The organism is Streptomyces lancefieldiae (assembly GCF_031845825.1).
Classification (GTDB): domain Bacteria; phylum Actinomycetota; class Actinomycetes; order Streptomycetales; family Streptomycetaceae; genus Streptomyces; species Streptomyces lancefieldiae.
Map to the genome: position 1 here is coordinate 1 of NZ_JAVRFH010000046.1, position 15,630 is coordinate 15,630.

General features: G+C 73.6%; 16 protein-coding genes and 2 pseudogenes. 8 read left to right on the forward strand and 10 right to left on the reverse strand.

The annotated features are described in order from the left end of the window. Positions 1 to 457 precede the first annotated feature (457 nt). On the forward strand, positions 458 to 1,447 hold the full coding sequence (locus tag RM812_RS31795) for a small ribosomal subunit Rsm22 family protein (RefSeq protein ID WP_311580360.1): 990 nt from the start codon (positions 458 to 460) through the stop codon (positions 1,445 to 1,447). Between the two features lie 36 nt (positions 1,448 to 1,483). On the opposite strand, the gene RM812_RS31800 is transcribed toward RM812_RS31795, so the two are convergent. Next, positions 1,484 to 1,696, reverse strand: coding sequence for a DUF6243 family protein (locus RM812_RS31800; RefSeq protein ID WP_311580363.1), 213 nt, complete (start codon positions 1,694 to 1,696; stop codon positions 1,484 to 1,486). Positions 1,697 to 1,797: 101 nt separating this feature from the next. Here RM812_RS31800 and RM812_RS31805 point away from each other — a divergent pair, with 101 nt between their 5' ends. Both RM812_RS31805 and RM812_RS31810 read left to right on the forward strand, forming a co-directional pair. Then, positions 1,798 to 2,448, forward strand: a complete 651-nt coding sequence (locus tag RM812_RS31805; protein ID WP_311580365.1) for a TetR/AcrR family transcriptional regulator — start codon at positions 1,798 to 1,800, stop codon at positions 2,446 to 2,448. A gap of 100 nt (positions 2,449 to 2,548) precedes the next feature. Then, a complete protein-coding gene (locus RM812_RS31810) occupies positions 2,549 to 3,280 on the forward strand; it encodes a bifunctional DNA primase/polymerase (RefSeq protein ID WP_311580368.1) in 732 nt (243 codons plus the stop codon). Between the two features lie 33 nt (positions 3,281 to 3,313). Here RM812_RS31810 and RM812_RS31815 read toward each other — a convergent pair whose 3' ends face one another. Together RM812_RS31815 and RM812_RS31820 are read right to left on the reverse strand one after the other, a co-directional pair. Continuing rightward, positions 3,314 to 4,303, reverse strand: coding sequence for a hypothetical protein (locus RM812_RS31815; protein ID WP_311580371.1), 990 nt, complete (start codon positions 4,301 to 4,303; stop codon positions 3,314 to 3,316). Next, positions 4,278 to 4,400, reverse strand: a pseudogene (locus RM812_RS31820) (iron transporter); the annotation flags it as partial. The pseudogene RM812_RS31820 and the gene RM812_RS31815, both read right to left, overlap by 26 nt. A 44-nt stretch (positions 4,401 to 4,444) precedes the next feature. On the opposite strand from RM812_RS31820, the gene RM812_RS31825 reads away from it, so the two are divergent. After that, on the forward strand, positions 4,445 to 5,089 hold the full coding sequence (locus tag RM812_RS31825; protein WP_311580373.1) for a PhzF family phenazine biosynthesis protein: 645 nt from the start codon (positions 4,445 to 4,447) through the stop codon (positions 5,087 to 5,089). A gap of 15 nt (positions 5,090 to 5,104) precedes the next feature. Here the strand turns inward: RM812_RS31825 and map are convergent, their stop codons facing one another. Beyond that, positions 5,105 to 5,962 carry a type I methionyl aminopeptidase gene (gene map / locus RM812_RS31830; protein ID WP_311580375.1) on the reverse strand — a complete coding sequence of 286 codons (858 nt, stop codon included), beginning with the start codon at positions 5,960 to 5,962 and terminating at the stop codon, positions 5,105 to 5,107. Between the two features lie 58 nt (positions 5,963 to 6,020). Here map and RM812_RS31835 point away from each other — a divergent pair, with 58 nt between their 5' ends. Beyond that, on the forward strand, positions 6,021 to 6,254 hold the full coding sequence (locus tag RM812_RS31835) for a hypothetical protein (RefSeq protein ID WP_311580377.1): 234 nt from the start codon (positions 6,021 to 6,023) through the stop codon (positions 6,252 to 6,254). Positions 6,255 to 6,270: 16 nt separating this feature from the next. Here the strand turns inward: RM812_RS31835 and RM812_RS31840 are convergent. Both RM812_RS31840 and RM812_RS31845 read right to left on the reverse strand, forming a co-directional pair. Beyond that, positions 6,271 to 6,522, reverse strand: a pseudogene (locus tag RM812_RS31840) (MFS transporter); the annotation flags it as partial. Positions 6,523 to 6,535: 13 nt separating this feature from the next. Then, positions 6,536 to 7,138 (reverse strand): hypothetical protein, encoded by a 603-nt coding sequence (locus tag RM812_RS31845; RefSeq protein ID WP_311580379.1) that lies wholly within the window; start codon positions 7,136 to 7,138, stop codon positions 6,536 to 6,538. 129 nt (positions 7,139 to 7,267) lie between these two features. Between RM812_RS31845 and npdG the strand changes: the two genes are divergently transcribed. Together npdG and RM812_RS31855 are read left to right on the forward strand one after the other, a co-directional pair. Next, positions 7,268 to 7,975, forward strand: a complete 708-nt coding sequence (gene npdG / locus RM812_RS31850) for an NADPH-dependent F420 reductase (protein WP_311580380.1) — start codon at positions 7,268 to 7,270, stop codon at positions 7,973 to 7,975. Positions 7,976 to 8,064: 89 nt separating this feature from the next. After that, the gene (locus RM812_RS31855; protein WP_311580382.1) at positions 8,065 to 8,253 is read left to right on the forward strand and encodes a hypothetical protein; all 189 of its coding nucleotides are present in this window, start codon (positions 8,065 to 8,067) and stop codon (positions 8,251 to 8,253) included. Between the two features lie 6 nt (positions 8,254 to 8,259). On the opposite strand, the gene RM812_RS31860 is transcribed toward RM812_RS31855, so the two are convergent. Further along, positions 8,260 to 9,057 carry a site-2 protease family protein gene (locus RM812_RS31860; protein WP_311580384.1) on the reverse strand — a complete coding sequence of 266 codons (798 nt, stop codon included), beginning with the start codon at positions 9,055 to 9,057 and terminating at the stop codon, positions 8,260 to 8,262. 182 nt (positions 9,058 to 9,239) lie between these two features. Here RM812_RS31860 and RM812_RS31865 point away from each other — a divergent pair, with 182 nt between their 5' ends. Then, positions 9,240 to 12,593, forward strand: coding sequence for an AfsR/SARP family transcriptional regulator (locus tag RM812_RS31865; RefSeq protein ID WP_311580387.1), 3,354 nt, complete (start codon positions 9,240 to 9,242; stop codon positions 12,591 to 12,593). 31 nt (positions 12,594 to 12,624) lie between these two features. On the opposite strand, the gene RM812_RS31870 is transcribed toward RM812_RS31865, so the two are convergent. From RM812_RS31870 to panB, 3 genes are all read right to left on the reverse strand, one after another. Next, positions 12,625 to 13,431, reverse strand: a complete 807-nt coding sequence (locus RM812_RS31870) for an ABC transporter permease (RefSeq protein WP_311580390.1) — start codon at positions 13,429 to 13,431, stop codon at positions 12,625 to 12,627. Continuing rightward, the gene (locus RM812_RS31875) at positions 13,428 to 14,456 is read right to left on the reverse strand and encodes an ATP-binding cassette domain-containing protein (protein ID WP_311580392.1); all 1,029 of its coding nucleotides are present in this window, start codon (positions 14,454 to 14,456) and stop codon (positions 13,428 to 13,430) included. Before RM812_RS31875 ends, RM812_RS31870 begins: the two co-directional genes overlap by 4 nt. Positions 14,457 to 14,719: 263 nt before the next feature. Further along, entirely contained in the window at positions 14,720 to 15,595 is an 876-nt protein-coding gene (gene panB, locus RM812_RS31880) for a 3-methyl-2-oxobutanoate hydroxymethyltransferase (RefSeq protein ID WP_311580395.1), read from the reverse strand. Positions 15,596 to 15,630: the final 35 nt, after the last annotated feature.

Below are 15,630 nucleotides of genomic sequence, written 5' to 3' on the forward strand. Positions count from 1 at the left end.
CCTCGGAACGGCGCGGAATCGGTCGGCCACGGAAGTGACGGCGTTGACGCGCCAACCGCTGCGGGCGGACACCCCCCGACCCGCCCCCTTCCCGCCGTACCCGGCTCTCCCGCCGTAGCTGCCTGGCTGCGGACAGCCCGTGCCGCGTAGCGCGTAGCTGCGGGCAGTCGTGCCTCCCCCAGTGCCTGAACGGCCTGGGAGGTACCCCAGGGCGGCACGGGTGGGCGGTGGGGGTCCCCCCGCTCGAGCGAAGCCGAGAGTGGGGGAGAAGCCGAGAGTGGGGGAGGCACCCCGTAGCGCCGGGCCACGCGACCCACCCCCCGCAGCCCACGCCCACCTCGCGCGCGCCGGGCTGCGCAACGCACCCACTCCGCAGCCCACGCCCACCTCACCGGCGCCGGACCGCGCAACCCCGTGCACCGCCGGTCCACCCCGTCGCCGCCCGTAGAATCGCCGGGTGAACGCCCCCGCCGACCCCACCGACACCCTGCGCGCAGCCCTCGCCGACCTTCTCGACGGCCTCCCGCCCCGGCAGGCCGCCCAGGCCGTGGAGCGGCTGATCGCCAACTACCGCGGGGACACCCCGACCGACGCCCCGATCCTGCGCGACCGCGCGGACGTCGTCGCCTACGCCGCCTACCGCATGCCCGCGACCTTCGCGGCGGTGCGGTCGGCGCTGGCCGCGTTCGCGGAGGCCGTGCCCGGATGGGCCCCGGGGAGCCACGTCGACGTGGGCGGCGGGACCGGCGCCGCGACCTGGGCCGTCAGTGCCACCTGGGACGGCGGCCGTCCGGTGACCGTGCTGGACTGGGCCGAACCGGCGCTCACCCTGGGCCGGGAGATCGCCGCCGCCAACCCGGCCCTGCGCGACGTCCGCTGGCAGCGCTCCCGGATCGGCGCGGCGCTCACCGTCGAGAGCACCGACCTCGTCACCGTCTCCTACGTCCTCAACGAGCTGACCGGCCCCGACCGCGCCGCCCTCGTCGACGCCGCCGCAGCCGCCGCGCAGGCCGTCGTGATCGTCGAGGCCGGCACCCCCGACGGCTACGCCCGTGTCATCGAGGCCCGGCAGCGGCTGATCGCCGCCGGGTTCCAGGTCGCCGCCCCCTGTCCGCACAGCGCCGCCTGCCCCATCGTGCCCGGCACGGACTGGTGCCACTTCGCGGCCCGGGTCAGCCGCTCGTCCCTGCACCGGCAGGTCAAGAGCGGGTCCCTCGCCTACGAGGACGAGAAGTTCAGCTACGTCGCAGCCGCCCGCTTCCCGGTCGCTCCGGCCCCCTCCCGGGTGGTCCGGCGACCGCAGATCCGCAAGGGTCAGGTCCTGCTCGACCTGTGCGAGCCGGACGAGCAGCTCCGCCGCCGGACGGTCACCAAGCGCCACGGCGACCTGTACAAGGAGGCCCGCGACGCGGCCTGGGGCGACCCGTGGCCCTCCCCGGAGGCGTGACGGACACCGCCCGCCCCCGCGTACGTCGAGCAGTCCTCACGACTCCTCGTCGTCGGCGTTCGCCTTTCGCTGCTGTTCCTGCTGTTCCTGCTGTTCCTGCAGTTTGCGCAGCAGCTCGCGCTTCTGGGCCTGTGGGTCCAGTCCGCCGCCGACCCGGCCGTTCCGGCCGCCGCCGCGCAGGGCGTTGCGGCCGAGATTCCGGCGCGTGCCGCCGACGCCCAGCATGTTTCCGGCTCCGCCTCGGGACATGAGGTCCTCCCCTCCAGGTACGAGACGTTCCGTCTCGGTTCGGTCGTGCTCCCCACTGTCCGGCGAGACGTACCGTCTTGTCAACCTGATAAATTCGGACCATGGCCGCCCAGAAATCCGCCCACGCCCAGCCGCCCGCCTCCGAGAGGCCGCACCCCGACACCAGCCGTCGCAACCAGCGGTCCCGCCGGGCCATCTACGACGCCGCCCTCGCGCTCGTCGCGGAGGTCGGCTACCCCAAGACCACCATCGAGGGCATCGCCGCCCGCGCCGGCGTCGGCAAGCAGACGATCTACCGCTGGTGGTCCTCGAAGGCGGACGTCCTGCTGGAGGCCTTCCTCGACCTGGGAGCCCAGGCCGCGCAGGCCGCCGGGCAGGAGACGTACGCCATCCCGGACACCGGCGACCTCGCCGCCGACCTCAAGGCGGTGCTGCGCGCCACCGTCGACGAACTGCGCGACCCGACGTTCGAGGCCCCCTCCCGCGCCCTGGCCGCGGAGGGCATCGTCGACGAACAGTTCGGCCGGGAGTTCGTCGCCACACTCCTGGAGCCCTCGCTCCAGCTCTACGTCGACCGGCTGCGCGCCGCGCAGGACGCCGGCCAGGTGCGAGCGGAGGTCGACCCGCGCATCGCGCTGGAGCTCTTCGTCTCCCCGCTCGCCCAGCGCTGGCTGCAGCACACGGCCCCGATCTCCCACGCCTACACCGACACGCTCGTCGACTACGCGCTCCACGGGCTCGCTCCGCGGTGACCGGACAGGCCGGGGAAGTTTGTCCCTTCCCGACCCCGAAGCGCGGAATGGTGCGACCATAGGGCATGCTGGTGCGCACGATGGCGAGGCGAGGGGATAGATGAGCGCGGAGTTCGGCGGTCGGAGCGGTCTGCAGGGCAAACTCTCCTCGTGGCTGCGCGGACGCCGCCCCAAGGAGGCCGCCGGTGACGGTGGCCGGGAGGATCTGCTGCTCGCCGCCGCCGGTGCGGGACTGCCGCTCGCGCCCGCCGCGCACCCGGCCGGATACCGCTGCTCCTGCGACCGCGTAGGCTGCCCCACCCCCGCCCGGCACCCGGTGTCGTTCGCCTGGCAGACGCAGTCCACCACCGACCGCGCGCAGATCGAGCGCTGGGCCCGGCACCAGCCCGAGGCCAACTTCATCACCGCGACCGGCATGGTGCACGACGTCCTCGACGTCCCCCTCCAGGCCGGTCGCGAGGCGCTTCAGCGGCTGCTCGACTCCGGCATCGAGGTCGGCCCGGTCGCCGAGAGCGACGACGGCCGCATGCTGCTGTTCACCCTCACCCGCGGCACGCCCGAGGACGAGGACGAGTGGTGGCCCTGCGAGCTGGACTGCCATCCCGAGACGATGGACGAGCATCCGGGCCTGCGCTGGCACTGCCGAGGCTCCTACGTCCTCGTACCGCCCGCCCGGCTGCCCGGCGAGCACCGGACGGTGCACTGGGTACGCGGCCCCGAGCACCCGCTGCCGGACCCGCTGACCCTGCTGGAGACCCTCACCGACGCCTGCGCCCGGCACACCGGCGAGGAGACCGACCCCGCCGGCACCGCCTGGCCCCTGCGCCGCTGACCGCAGGCCACGGCGCCACGCCCGGGCCCCCGCCTACTCGCCCTTGCCCGACGTCAGACCCTGGACCCGCCCCAGCACCGACACCTGCCCGTCCGCCGGGTCGAGAGCGACCTGGTTGGAGATGAACTCCATCGTCAGCGACTGCTTGATCTCGCCGTCCGTCAGCGCCAGCACGGCCTTGTTCGGCGTCGGCACCGACGCGCCCTGCGCGGCCGTCTGCTTCTCGTAGTGCCGCGAGGTGAAGAACACCAGCGCCCCGCCGTCCTTCGTGCGCAGCGCCAGCGGCGCGTAGTCGCCGTTGTTCAGCGGCTCGTCGATGTACTGGGTGACCAGCCCGGGACGGACCGCGCGCTCCTCGCGCAACTGCCGCCAGGCACTGGTGTGGGCGCCGTCCGCGAAGGTCTTGCCGCCGCCCTTGAGATACGCCGTGTAGTCCTTGCTCAGGTCGGCCGGCGGGACGGCCGGATCGGTGGAGTTCGCGGGCACGGCCTCGGCCCAGCCGTCACCGTCGGTCTTGAACTCGGGCACCTTGCCGGGGGCGACCAGCGTCAGGTACGCCGCCTGCCAGGTCTCCTCCAGGCCGTGGCGGGTGAACACCAGCAACCAGCGTGTCTCGCCGCCCTTGTTGGCCTTGGCGTCCGCGACGAACCAGCGCGGCCAGCCCGCCTTCTTCGGGATCGTGAACTTCGCGTCCGTCAGCTTCAGCGGCGTGTGCGCCGGGTTGCCGTCCGGGCTGTTGGTGCGGCCCGCCTTCAGCCGCGCCGAGTCGATGGCGGCGAGGGCGCCGGTGGTGTGCTCGGCGTCCAGGGAGGCGTCGTACGCCTTGTCCGCCGCGTTGTACGCGGAGGTGAACTGCTGGAGTGCCTTCGCGGCCTCGGCCCGGGTGGTCGCCGGGAGCACCTCGCGCTCGCCGTGCACCACCACGCATCCGCTCGCCGTCAACGACACGACGGTCGCCGAGGCGGTTATGAGCGCGCACTTGCCAAGCCTGCGGGGCCTACGAGGGCCGCGATCCCTGCTCATCAGGTTCCTTCACCTTCCCCTTCCCGGAGGCGAACCCTACCGGCGCCAGGTGGCGTTCGAGCGCCGGGACCGGGTACAGCGGCCACACCGTGACCTCCGGCCGAGGCGGCCTCGCCGCCCGAGCGGTGCTTGAATGCCCCGGTGACTGACTACGACGTACTGCGTGTCTTCTGCGCGCCGAACGGCGGATACGGCAACGAACTCGGCGTCGTCCGGGACGGCTCCGTGCTGCCGGACCCGGCGGGGCGGCAGGAGCTCGCCGCGAAACTCGGCTTCAGCGAGACCGTGTTCGTCGACGACCCCGAGCGCGGCGTCGTCGACATCTACACGCCCACCCTGCGCCTGCCCTTCGCCGGCCACCCCTGCGTCGGCACGGCCTGGCTGCTCGACGTGCCCGAACTCGTCACCCCGGCCGGGGTGGTGGGCGCCCGGCTGGACGGTGAGTTCACCTGGATCGAGGCCCGCCCCGAGTGGGCGCCGCCGCGCACCCTGCGCCAGTACGCCACCGTGGCCGAGGTCGACGACCTGCCGGTGCCGCCGCCGGGGGAGTGGATCTACGCCTGGGCGTGGGAGGACGAGGCGGCGGGCCGGGTGCGGGCCCGCGCCTTCCCCGGCCGCGACGACGGGATCGACGAGGACGAGGCGACCGGGGCCGCGGCACTGCTGCTGACCGAGCGGCTGGGCCGGGCCCTCAACATCACGCAGGGCGTCGGCTCGCAGATCCTCACGGCCCCGCAGCCCGGGGGCTGGGTCGAGATCGGAGGGCGGGTGTGCCTGGAGCGGTGACGGCGCCCGCCACCGCTACGGAAGGGTCAGGATCTCCGCCCCCGCGTCGGTCACCACCAGCGTGTGCTCGAACTGGGCGGTCCGCTTGCGGTCCTTGGTGACGACCGTCCAGCCGTCGTCCCACATGTCGTACTCGTGCGTGCCGAGCGTGAGCATCGGCTCGATGGTGAAGGTCATCCCGGGCTGCATGACGGTCGTCGCGTGCGGGCTGTCGTAGTGCGGGACGATGAGCCCCGAGTGGAACGACGAGTTGATCCCGTGGCCGGTGAAGTCCCGCACCACCCCGTACCCGAACCGCTTCGCGTACGACTCGATGACCCGGCCGATGACGTTGATCTGCCGGCCCGGCCTGACCGCCTTGATCGCGCGGGCCAGGGCCTCCCGGGTGCGCTCGACCAGCAGCCGGCTCTCCTCGTCCACGTCGCCGACCAGGTAGGTCGCGTTGTTGTCGCCGTGCACGCCGCCGATGTACGCCGTCACGTCGAGGTTGACGATGTCACCGTCGCGCAGCACCGTGGAGTCGGGGATGCCGTGGCAGATGACCTCGTTGACCGAGCTGCACAGCGACTTGGGGAAACCCCGGTAACCGAGCGTCGAGGGGTAGGCGCCGTGGTCGCACATGTACGCGTGCGCCACCCGGTCCAGCTCGTCCGTCGTCACGCCGGGCGCGATGAGCTTGGCGGCCTCCTCCATCGCCCGCGCCGCGATCCGCCCGGCCACGCGCATCGCCTCGATCGTCTCGGGCGTCTGCACCTCCGGCCCGGTGTACGGCGCCGGCGCGGGTTTGCCGACGTACTCGGGCCGGCGGATGTTTCCGGGTACGGAACGGGTGGGAGACAGCTCCCCTGGTACGAGCAGCGACTGGCCAGACATGCCAGCGAGTCTAACCAGCGGGCATAGGAGACCATGTCCCTGGCGAAAGGAGCCGCTCATGGCCCTGTTCAAGAAGCGCACGGTCGGAAAGCCGGGCGAGTGGTACTACTGCCTGGAGCACAGGAAGGTCGAGGAGGGCCCGGAGTGCCCGGCCAAGAACCGCTTCGGGCCGTACGCCTCCCGCACGGAGGCCGAGCACGCGATGCAGACGGCCCGCGAGCGGAACCTCGAGTGGGAGAACGACCCCCGGTGGCACGACGCCTCCTCCGCCGGGCGCCCGGACGAGGACTGACCGGTCGCTCCTGCACCGTCGCCGCTGCGGCTGTGCGCTTCTCGCGCAGCCGCACCGGGTGCTCGTCGGTCCGCGCGTCGTACGTCGTCATCGTCGGCAGGCACAGCGCCGGCAACCCCACGGCGCCCGCGCACGGCGGGCCGCCCGACCACACCGACGCCCGCACCCCGGCGAGCGCGGCCGTCCCGCCCGCCCGGACCTGACCGGGCTGCGGGCCCACCGGGTGCGACAGCAGTTCGGCCCCGGCGAGCCGGCCGCACAGCTCGTTCTTCCGGCGCCCGTCACCAGTGCGGCGGGGGTGGCGGGGCCGTCAGGCGGTCGGCCAGGCGGGACAGGCGGTCGCGGAAGCGGTGGCGGCGCCGCGGCGGCACCGCGTTCTCCCCGGCCGCCGCGCTGACCAGGTGCTGCACGGTGTCCAGGTCCAGCTCGGCCCCGTCCGGCACGGTCAGCGTCTCGTGCGCCATCGCCGTCAGCTCCCGCTCGCCGGTGCCCAGCGCCAGCACCGTCGCGCCGGCCTGGCGGGCGTCGTGCACCCGTTCCAGGAGCGGGGCGCCCGGGGCGTCGGGCGTCACCACGAGCAGGGTCTCCCCGCGCCGGGCCGCCGCCAGCCGCCCCAGCCCCACCGCCAGATGCGCGGGGTCCGACGGGCGTGCGTCGTGCCGGACCAGGGTGGGCGCCAGCTCCGGCGTTCCCGACCAGGCGGCCTCGTCCACCAGGTGAGCCGCCAGGTGCCACGGCTCGTGCCCGGCGGTGCCCACCAGCAGCAGCCCGCCCCCGTGCGGCACGACCGACCCCCGCAGCGCGCCCGCGAACCGCCGGGTGGCCCCCAGCCACTCGGTCCCGGCGAGCACGTCCCGCAGCAGCGCGACCCGTACGGCGTCCATGCGCCCGCATCCTGCCGCAACCGGCGACGCGCGGCCCGGCGTTCGCCCCCGATTCGCCCGACCTGGGTACGGCGTCCGGCCCCGACACCCCGACCGGTGGGGCGGCCCGGACGGACGTAGGGTCGGCCCATGACCTCTACCGACAGTGCTGCACAGAAGGCCCCCGCCAAGGACCCCTGGGACCTGCCCGACGTCTCCGGGCTCGTCGTCGGCGTGCTCGGCGGCACCGGCCCCCAGGGCAAGGGCCTGGCGTACCGCCTCGCCAAGGCCGGCCAGAAGGTGATCGTCGGCTCGCGCGCCGCCGAGCGCGCCCGGGCCGCCGCCGAGGAGCTCGGGCACGGCGTCGAGGGCGCCGACAACGCCGAGACCGCCCGCCGCAGCGACGTCGTGATCGTCGCCGTGCCGTGGGAGGGCCACGGCAAGACCCTTCAGTCCCTGCGCGAGGAGCTGGCCGGCAAGCTCGTCGTCGACTGCGTCAACCCGCTCGGCTTCGACAAGAAGGGCGCCTACGCGCTCAAGCCCGAGGAGGGCAGCGCCGCCGAGCAGGCCGCCGCCCTGCTGCCGGACAGCCGGGTCACCGCCGCTTTCCACCACCTCTCGGCGGTCCTCCTCCAGGACCCGGAGATCGACGAGATCGACACCGACGTCATGGTGCTCGGCGAGGTACGCGCCGACGTGGAGATCGTGCAGGCCCTCGCGGGCCGCATCCCCGGCATGCGCGGCGTCTTCGCCGGACGGCTCCGCAATGCCCACCAGGTCGAGTCGCTGGTCGCCAACCTGATCTCCGTCAACCGCCGCTACAAGGCACACGCCGGGCTCCGCGTCACGGACGTATGAGGCGATGGGGGACACTGGTGGGTGCCGGAAAAACCCGCGGTGCCCTCAGCAGCGGCACCCGCACGTGTCCCCCGACAGGAGCCCGCCCCATGCCCCGCCTCGCCCTCTACGCCCTGATCGTCTGCGTACTCGCCGTGGCCGCCGCCGTCGTCTCCTTCGTGCAGGGCAGCGTGCTGATCGGCGTCGTGTGGGTGCTGCTGTCGGGGCTGTCGTCCAACATGTGCTGGTACTACGTCAAGCGTGGCCGGGACGCCCGGCGCGAGACCGTCACCGGCTGAGGGGCGTCAGGAGCCGACCGAGCAGAACTCGTCGGTCTGCCAGAACCGGAACAGCTCGAAGCCGCAGTACGTGTCCAGGTCGCTGATCCCCAGCCCGCGCAGGATCGCGTCGATCACGTCGAAGAACACACCGTTGACCGACGGGATCCACAGCAGCGCGAACACGATCAGCAGCCCGAACGGCGCGAGCGGCTCCACCTGCCGACGCACGTTGTACGACAGCCACGGCTCGATCACCCCGTAGCCGTCCAGTCCCGGCACCGGCAGGAAGTTCAGGATCGCCGCCGTGACCTGGAGCAGCGCGAGGAAGGCCAGCGCGAGCCGGAAGTCGCGCGGCACGCCGTCCAGCGCGTCCAGCCAGAACGGCGCCGTGCACACCGCGGCGAACAGGACGTTCGTCAGCGGGCCCGCGGCCGAGATCAGACTGTGCCGCCAGCGGCCCCGGATGCGCCCCCGCTCGATGAACACCGCACCGCCCGGCAGACCGATGCCACCCATGATCACGAACACCACCGGGAGCACGATGCTCAGCAGGGCGTGCGTGTACTTCAGCGGGTTCAGCGTGAGGTAGCCCTTCGCGCCGACCGAGATGTCGCCGCTGTGCAGCGCGGTGCGCGCGTGCGCGTACTCGTGCAGGCACAGCGACACGATCCACGCGGCCGTCACGAACAGGAACACGGCCACGCCCGGCTGCTCGGCGAAGCCGGTCCAGGTGGCCCAGCCCGTGACCGCGGTGACGGCGGCGATCCCCACGAACACGGGACTGATCCGCCGGTCACTGGGGCGGGCGGTGGCGGTGGTCATGGGACTCCCTGGCTCTCGACACACGGCGGGGCACCGGGGGGACGGCCCGACCGACGGGGGACTGCCCGACCGTACCGGTCTGTGACCCAAACGTCTCGTCACCGGTCGCCGGTTCCCCGGCCCCGGTGCCGCACCGAACAATCCCCGTGACCGGTCCCGGCGGCACCAGGGACAATGGGCCCGTGCGCTATCGCATCCTCGGCACCACACAGGCACTCCGCTCCGACGGCACCGTCGTCCCGGTCGGCGGGGCGCGGCTGCGCGCGCTGCTGACCGTGCTCGCCCTCAGGCCCGGCCGCACCGTGCCCGCCGGGCTGCTGGTGGAGGAGGTGTGGGACGGCGACCCGCCCGCCGACGCACCGGGCGCGCTGCAGGCGCTGATCGGACGGCTGCGCCGGGCGCTCGGCGCGGACGCGGTCGCCTCGGCCGACGGCGGCTACCGGCTCACGGCCGCACCCGACGACGTCGACCTGCACCGCTTCGACCGGCTGGCCGGCGAGGGCACCCGCGCCCTCGCCGACGGCGACCCCGCCAAGGCCGCCGTCGTGCTCGACGACGCCCTCGCCCTGTGGCGTGGCCCCGCCCTCGCCGACCTGCCCGACCGCACCGCCGAGGCGGCCCGCTGGGAGACCCGGCACCTGGACGTCCTGCGCGCCCGCCACACCGCCGCCCTCGACCTCGGGCAGGCCGAGCAGTCCCTGCCCGAGCTGACCGCCCTGTGCGACGCCCACCCCCTGGACGAGCCCCTCCAGGTGCTGCGGCTGCGCGCCCTGCGCGACACCGGCCGCCCCGCCGAGGCGCTGGCCGCCTACGACGCCGTACGACGGCTGCTCGCCGACCGGCTCGGCGTCGATCCGGGGCCGGAACTGCGGGAACTGCACGGGCGGTTGCTCGATCCCGGGCCGCCGACGACTCCCGCGACGCCCGCGCCGACGCCCGTGACGCCCACCGCAGCCGGCGCCCCGGCGGAGCCCGTGACCCCCGCGACGTCCGAGACTCCCGCCGCCGCGGCCTCCCGCCGCCGTGGCAACCTCCGGGCCCGGCTCACCTCCTTCGTCGGCCGCGACGACGACCTGGAGACCCTCCGCGCCGACCTGGCGACCGCACGTCTCGTCACCCTGCTCGGGCCCGGCGGAGCCGGCAAGACCCGGCTGTCGCAGGAGGCCGCCGAGGGCGCCGGCGACACGGCACGGGACGGGGTGTGGCTGGCCGAGCTCGCCCCCGTCGACGACCCCGACGCCGTACCGGAGGCCGTACTGACCGCCGTCGGCGCCCGCGAGACCGTGCTGTACGGCGCCGGCGCCGAGGAGATGCGGGCCGTGTCGGACCGGCAGGCCACCGCCGTCGAGCGCCTCGTCGAACACTGCGGCCGGCGCCGCATGCTGATCGTCCTCGACAACTGCGAGCACGTCGTCGACGCCGCCGCCCGCCTCGCCGAGGAACTCCTCGCCCGCTGCCCCCACCTGACCGTCCTCGCCACCAGTCGCGAACCCCTCGGCGTACCGGGGGAGTCGCTGCGCCCGGTGGAGCCGCTGCCCGAGCCGGCCGCGCTCCGGCTCCTCGCCGACCGGGGCGCCGCCGCCCGCCCCGGCTTCCGCCCCGACGCCGACGGGGCGACCGCGGCCGCCTGCGCCGAGATCTGCCGCCGCCTCGACGGCCTGCCCCTCGCCATCGAACTGGCCGCCGCCCGGCTCCGCATGCTCACCCCGCGCCAGATCGCCGACCGCCTCGACGACCGCTTCCGCCTCCTCACCTCCGGCAGCCGCACCGTCCTGCCCCGCCAGCAGACGCTGCGCGCGGTCGTCGACTGGTCCTGGGACCTGCTCGACGACGACGAGCGGGACGTCCTGCGCCGTCTGTCGGTCTTCGCCGGCGGCTGCGACCTCGCCGCCGCAGAGGCGGTCTGCGGGCCGGCCGCGCTGGAGGTGCTCGGCTCGCTGGTCGACAAGTCCCTGGTCGTCGCCGCCCCGGCGGGCGACGGGGAGATGCGCTACCGGCTCCTGGAGACCGTCGCCGAGTACGCCGCCGAGCGGCTCGACGAGGTGGGCGGGCGCGCCGACGCCGAGCGCGCGCACCTCACGTACTACCGGGAACTCGCCCGCACCACCGACCCGTTGCTGCGCGGCTCGCGGCAGCTCGCCGCCGTCGAGCGGCTGGAACGCGAGTACGAGAACCTGCGTACCGCCGTGCGCCACGCCATCAACGAACGGGACGAGCAGGAGGCCCTGAGCCTGTCGCTGTCGCTGGTCTGGTACTGGCAGATGCGCGACCTGCGGGTGGAGGCCCGGAACTGGCTGAGCGAGGTCATGGCCCTCGGCCCGGACCCCTTCACCGAGCCCGTCCGCCGTGCCGAGCCGGTGTGGGAGCGGTGCACGTCCGTGCCGCCCCCGTTGACCGGCGAGCTCCTCGCCGAGGCCCGGCGCGGCGTCCACCTGGCCCATCTGGCCTGCATGGACACCGAACTGGACGCCTGGCAGGAGCCCCAGGCCCAACGCAAGCTGCGGGTCATCGCCGACACCTACGAGCCCGGTATGCCGCAGACCTGCGTCAGCCCCGGCCTGCTCTGGTTCTTCGCGGTGATGCTGACCGGCGACGTGGGCCGGCTGCGCGAGATCATGGACGCCGCCGTGCGCACCTGCCGTGCGACCCCGGGGTACGAGTGGGAGCTCGCCGGCAGCCTCCAGATGCGTGCCAACGTGCTGGCCAACCGCCCGAAGTGGGCGGGCGACGCGGCCCGCGACGCCGACGAGGCGCTGGAGATCTACCAGCGCCTCGGCGATGCCTGGGGCGTGGCCGAGGCCCTGTCCGCCCGCGCCGAGGCCCGCGAGCGCAAGGGTGAGTTCCGCCTGGCCGCCGCCGACTACGAGACGGCGGCGGAGCACGCCGAACGGCTCGGCGCACACGCTCAGCTGGACATCCTGGACGCCCGCAGGGGCAGCGCGCTGCTGGAGGCCGGTGAGGGCGAGCGCGGTGAGCGCATCCTGCGCGAGGTGGTCGAGCGGACCGAGGGGACGTCCCACAACGGCGCGATGCCCGCCGCCCGGCTCTTCCTGGCCGGCTGGCTCGGGATGACCGACCGGACCGCCGAGGCCGGCGAGCAGTTGCGGCGGCTGCGCGAGGAGTTCAGCCTCGCCCACTTCGTCGTCTTCGACGCCTTCATCCTCGGCGTGGAGGCCTGGATCGACACACTGGAGGGCCGGCACGAGGAGGGCCTGACCAAGGCGCGGCAGGCACTGGAACGGGCCGACGCCCCGCTGTCCGACGCGGTCGCCCCGCACATGCGCCCCTCGTACCTGGTCATCGCCGCGATGGCGCTGGCCCGGGTGGACGGCGGACGCCGGGCCCGGGACGCCGCCCGGTGCATCGGCGCCGCCGACGCGTTGCTGGCGCCGGAGCACGTCCCGAGCGGCCCGGAGCGGGCCGCGCGGGCCCGGGCCGTCGAGCGGGCCCGGCAGGCGCTGGGCGACGAGGCGTACGAGGCCGCGTACGCCGAGGGCGGCGGCCTCTCCGGAGAGGAGGCCACCGCCCTGGTGTGAAGGTGTCCCGGCCGACGGGCTCTTCGCCCGGTCAGGCCTTCGTACGGAACTTGTGGATCGCCACCGGGGCCATCACCGCCGTCAGGGCGACCGACCAGCCGAGGGTCAGCCACAGGTCGTGCGCGACGGGGCCGCCCACCATCAGGCCGCGCGCGGCGTCGGCGAGGCTCGACAGCGGGTTGTAGTCGGTGAAGGCCTGCAGCCAGCCCGGCATGGACCCGGGCGGCGCGAAGATCGACGATCCGAACTGGAGCGGCATCAGCACCAGGAAGCCCATCGCCTGCACGGACTGGGCGTTCTTCATCATCACGCCGAGGGTGAGGAAGATCCACATCAGGGCCGAGCCGAACAGCACCGACAGCCCCACGGCGGCCAGCAGACCACCCCAGTTGGTGATGTCGAAGCCCACGAGGACGCCGACGATCAGCAGGACCGCCGTCGCGAACAGCATCCTCAGCAGCTCCACGGCGATCTTCGCGAACAGCACCGAGCCCCGGCCGATCGGCAGGGACCGGAAGCGGTCCATGACACCGGAGTTGAAGTCCTGGTTGAAGCCGGTGCCGACCCCCTGGGCCATGTTCATGCCCATCATGGCCATCAGGCCGGGGACGACGTACTGCACGTACGCCTGCTGACCGCCGCCCAGCGACTGCCCGATGGAGCCGCCGAAGACGTACACGAACAGCAGGGTGAAGACGACCGGGAAGAGGATGGCGTCGAACATCGACTCCGGGTCCTGTCTGATCCACAGCAGGTTGCGGCGGACCAGCGCGCCGGTGTGCCGCAGATGGGCGCGCGGGGTGATGCGGGCGTCGGGAGTATAGGTGGTGGCGCTCATACGGCGACCTCCTCGCGGGCGTCGGGGGCGGGCGCGGGGTCCTGCGGGGCACTGGCGCGGTGGCCGGTGAGTGACAGGAAGACCTCGTCCAGGCTGGGCAGTTCGGTGGATATGGAGGCGATCGTGATGCCGCGCGCGGTGACCGCGCCGACCACGGCGGTCAGCTGCTCGTCACTGAGGATCGGCACCAGGACGGCGTCCCGCTGGGTGTCCACCGTGGCACTGGCCAGCCCGGTGATGCCCAGCTCGTCCAGGAAGGCGGCGAGCGGGCGCAGTTGCAGCGGGTCGGCGGGGCGGACGCGCAGGGTGCGCCCGCCGACCTTCGCCTTCAGCTCCTCGATCCCGCCGTTCGCGATGACCTTGCCGCGGTCGACGACGGTCAGCTCGGAGGCGAGCTGCTCGGCCTCCTCCATGTACTGGGTGGTGAGCAGCACGGTGACGCCGTCGCCGACCATGCGCTTGACCTCGTCCCACACCTCGTTGCGGGTGCGCGGGTCCAGGCCGGTGGTGGGCTCGTCCAGGTAGAGGACGGCCGGGCGACCGATCATGGAGGCGGCCAGGTCGAGGCGGCGCCGCATGCCGCCGGAGTAGGTGCCCGCGGGCCGCTTGCCGGCCTCGGTGAGCGAGAACCGCTCCAGCAGTTCGTCGGCCCGGTGGCGGGCCTCCTTGCGGGGCAGGTCGAGCAGCCGGCCGATCAGGTAGAGGTTCTCCCAGCCGGGGAGCTTCTCGTCCACGGACGCGTACTGTCCGGTGAGCCCGATCACCCGCCGCAACTGCCGGGGCTGCCGTACGACGTCGTAGCCGGCGACGTGGGCGTGCCCGGCGTCGGGCGTGATGAGGGTGGACAGGATCCGCACCAGGGTGGTCTTGCCGGCGCCGTTGGGCCCGAGCACACCCATCACGGTGCCCTCGCGTACGTCCAGGTCGACGCCGTCCAGCGCCTTGGTCTCGCCGTAGTGCTTGACCAGCCCCCGCACGGTGACCGCGCTGCCCGCGGCCGGGGGGTTGTCGTCGATTCGCTTCATGCCGACGACAGTGTCAGGAACCACCGACAAACCACCGACAGCCCACCGACAGCGCCCCCGGAGCACCGACACCCCCCCCGACAAGCACCGCAACCACCCATTGAGCAACCACGACGGCGAGCAACCAGGTCCGCGAGAGCGGCGCCGGCTCAGGCGCAAAAGGGAGACGAGCAACCAGGTCCGCGAGAGCGGCGCCGGCTCAGGCGCAAAGGGGGGCCCCGCCGACGGGGGACGATCGGCGGGGCCCGGTGGTGCCGTGGTGGCTAGTGGACGGAGTGCTCCTCCTGCGGGAACGTTCCGCCGACGACGTCGTCGGCGAACGCCTTCGCCGCGTCGCCGATGACCTGACGCAGGTCGGCGTACTGCTTGACGAACTTCGGCATCCGGCCGCCGGTCAGCCCGAGCATGTCGGTCCACACCAGTACCTGGGCGTCCGTGTCCGGTCCGGCCCCGATGCCGACCGTCGGGATGTGCAGCGTCCGGGTCACCTCGGCGGCCAGCTCGGCCGGCACCAGCTCCAGGACGACCGCGAAGGCGCCCGCGTCCTGCACGGCCTTGGCGTCGCGCAGCAGCTGCTGGGCCGCCTCCTCGCCCCGGCCCTGCACGCGATAGCCCATGGCGTTGACGGACTGCGGGGTGAGGCCGATGTGCGCCATCACGGGGATGCCGGACTCCACCAGCAGCTCGATCTGCCGGTGCGAGCGCTCGCCGCCCTCCAGCTTGACCGCCCCGACGCCCGCCTCCTTGACCAGCCGGGTCGCCGAGCGCAGCGCCTGCACCGGACCCTCCTGGTACGAGCCGAAGGGCAGGTCGGCGACGATCAGGGCGCGGCGGGTGCCCCGTACGACCGCGGCCGAGAGCATGGTCATCTCGTCCAGCGTGACGGGCACGGTGGTGTCGTAGCCGAGGTGGCAGTTGCCCGCGGAGTCGCCGACGAGCATGACCGGGATGCCGGCCTCGTCGAAGACGGACGCGGTCATCGCGTCGTACGCGGTGAGCATGGGCCACTTCTCGCCGCGCTCCTTGGCGGCGGTGATGTCCCGGACGGTGATGCGACGGTTGCTCTTGCCCCCGTACAGCGCCTTGCTCCCGTCGGAGGGCTTGCGCTGAGGCGTCTGGGCAGCCGAGAGCTGCGTCATGGCAACGGCTCCTTCATGTCATCTCGAGGCACCCT

Bases quoted from the DNA above. Each gene is read 5' to 3' on its own strand.
- RM812_RS31860 (WP_311580384.1), bottom strand. From the start codon at position 9,057: ATGACCACCGCCACCGCCCGCCCCAGTGACCGGCGGATCAGTCCCGTG.
- RM812_RS31815 (WP_311580371.1), bottom strand. From the start codon at position 4,303: ATGAGCAGGGATCGCGGCCCTCGTAGGCCCCGCAGGCTTGGCAAGTGC.
- RM812_RS31870 (WP_311580390.1), bottom strand. From the start codon at position 13,431: ATGAGCGCCACCACCTATACTCCCGACGCCCGCATCACCCCGCGCGCC.
- RM812_RS31800 (WP_311580363.1), bottom strand. From the start codon at position 1,696: ATGTCCCGAGGCGGAGCCGGAAACATGCTGGGCGTCGGCGGCACGCGC.
- RM812_RS31855 (WP_311580382.1), top strand. From the start codon at position 8,065: ATGCCCCGCCTCGCCCTCTACGCCCTGATCGTCTGCGTACTCGCCGTG.
- map (WP_311580375.1), bottom strand. From the start codon at position 5,962: ATGTCTGGCCAGTCGCTGCTCGTACCAGGGGAGCTGTCTCCCACCCGT.
- npdG (WP_311580380.1), top strand. From the start codon at position 7,268: ATGACCTCTACCGACAGTGCTGCACAGAAGGCCCCCGCCAAGGACCCC.
- RM812_RS31835 (WP_311580377.1), top strand. From the start codon at position 6,021: ATGGCCCTGTTCAAGAAGCGCACGGTCGGAAAGCCGGGCGAGTGGTAC.
- RM812_RS31805 (WP_311580365.1), top strand. From the start codon at position 1,798: ATGGCCGCCCAGAAATCCGCCCACGCCCAGCCGCCCGCCTCCGAGAGG.
- RM812_RS31845 (WP_311580379.1), bottom strand. From the start codon at position 7,138: ATGGACGCCGTACGGGTCGCGCTGCTGCGGGACGTGCTCGCCGGGACC.
- panB (WP_311580395.1), bottom strand. From the start codon at position 15,595: ATGACGCAGCTCTCGGCTGCCCAGACGCCTCAGCGCAAGCCCTCCGAC.
- RM812_RS31875 (WP_311580392.1), bottom strand. From the start codon at position 14,456: ATGAAGCGAATCGACGACAACCCCCCGGCCGCGGGCAGCGCGGTCACC.
- RM812_RS31810 (WP_311580368.1), top strand. From the start codon at position 2,549: ATGAGCGCGGAGTTCGGCGGTCGGAGCGGTCTGCAGGGCAAACTCTCC.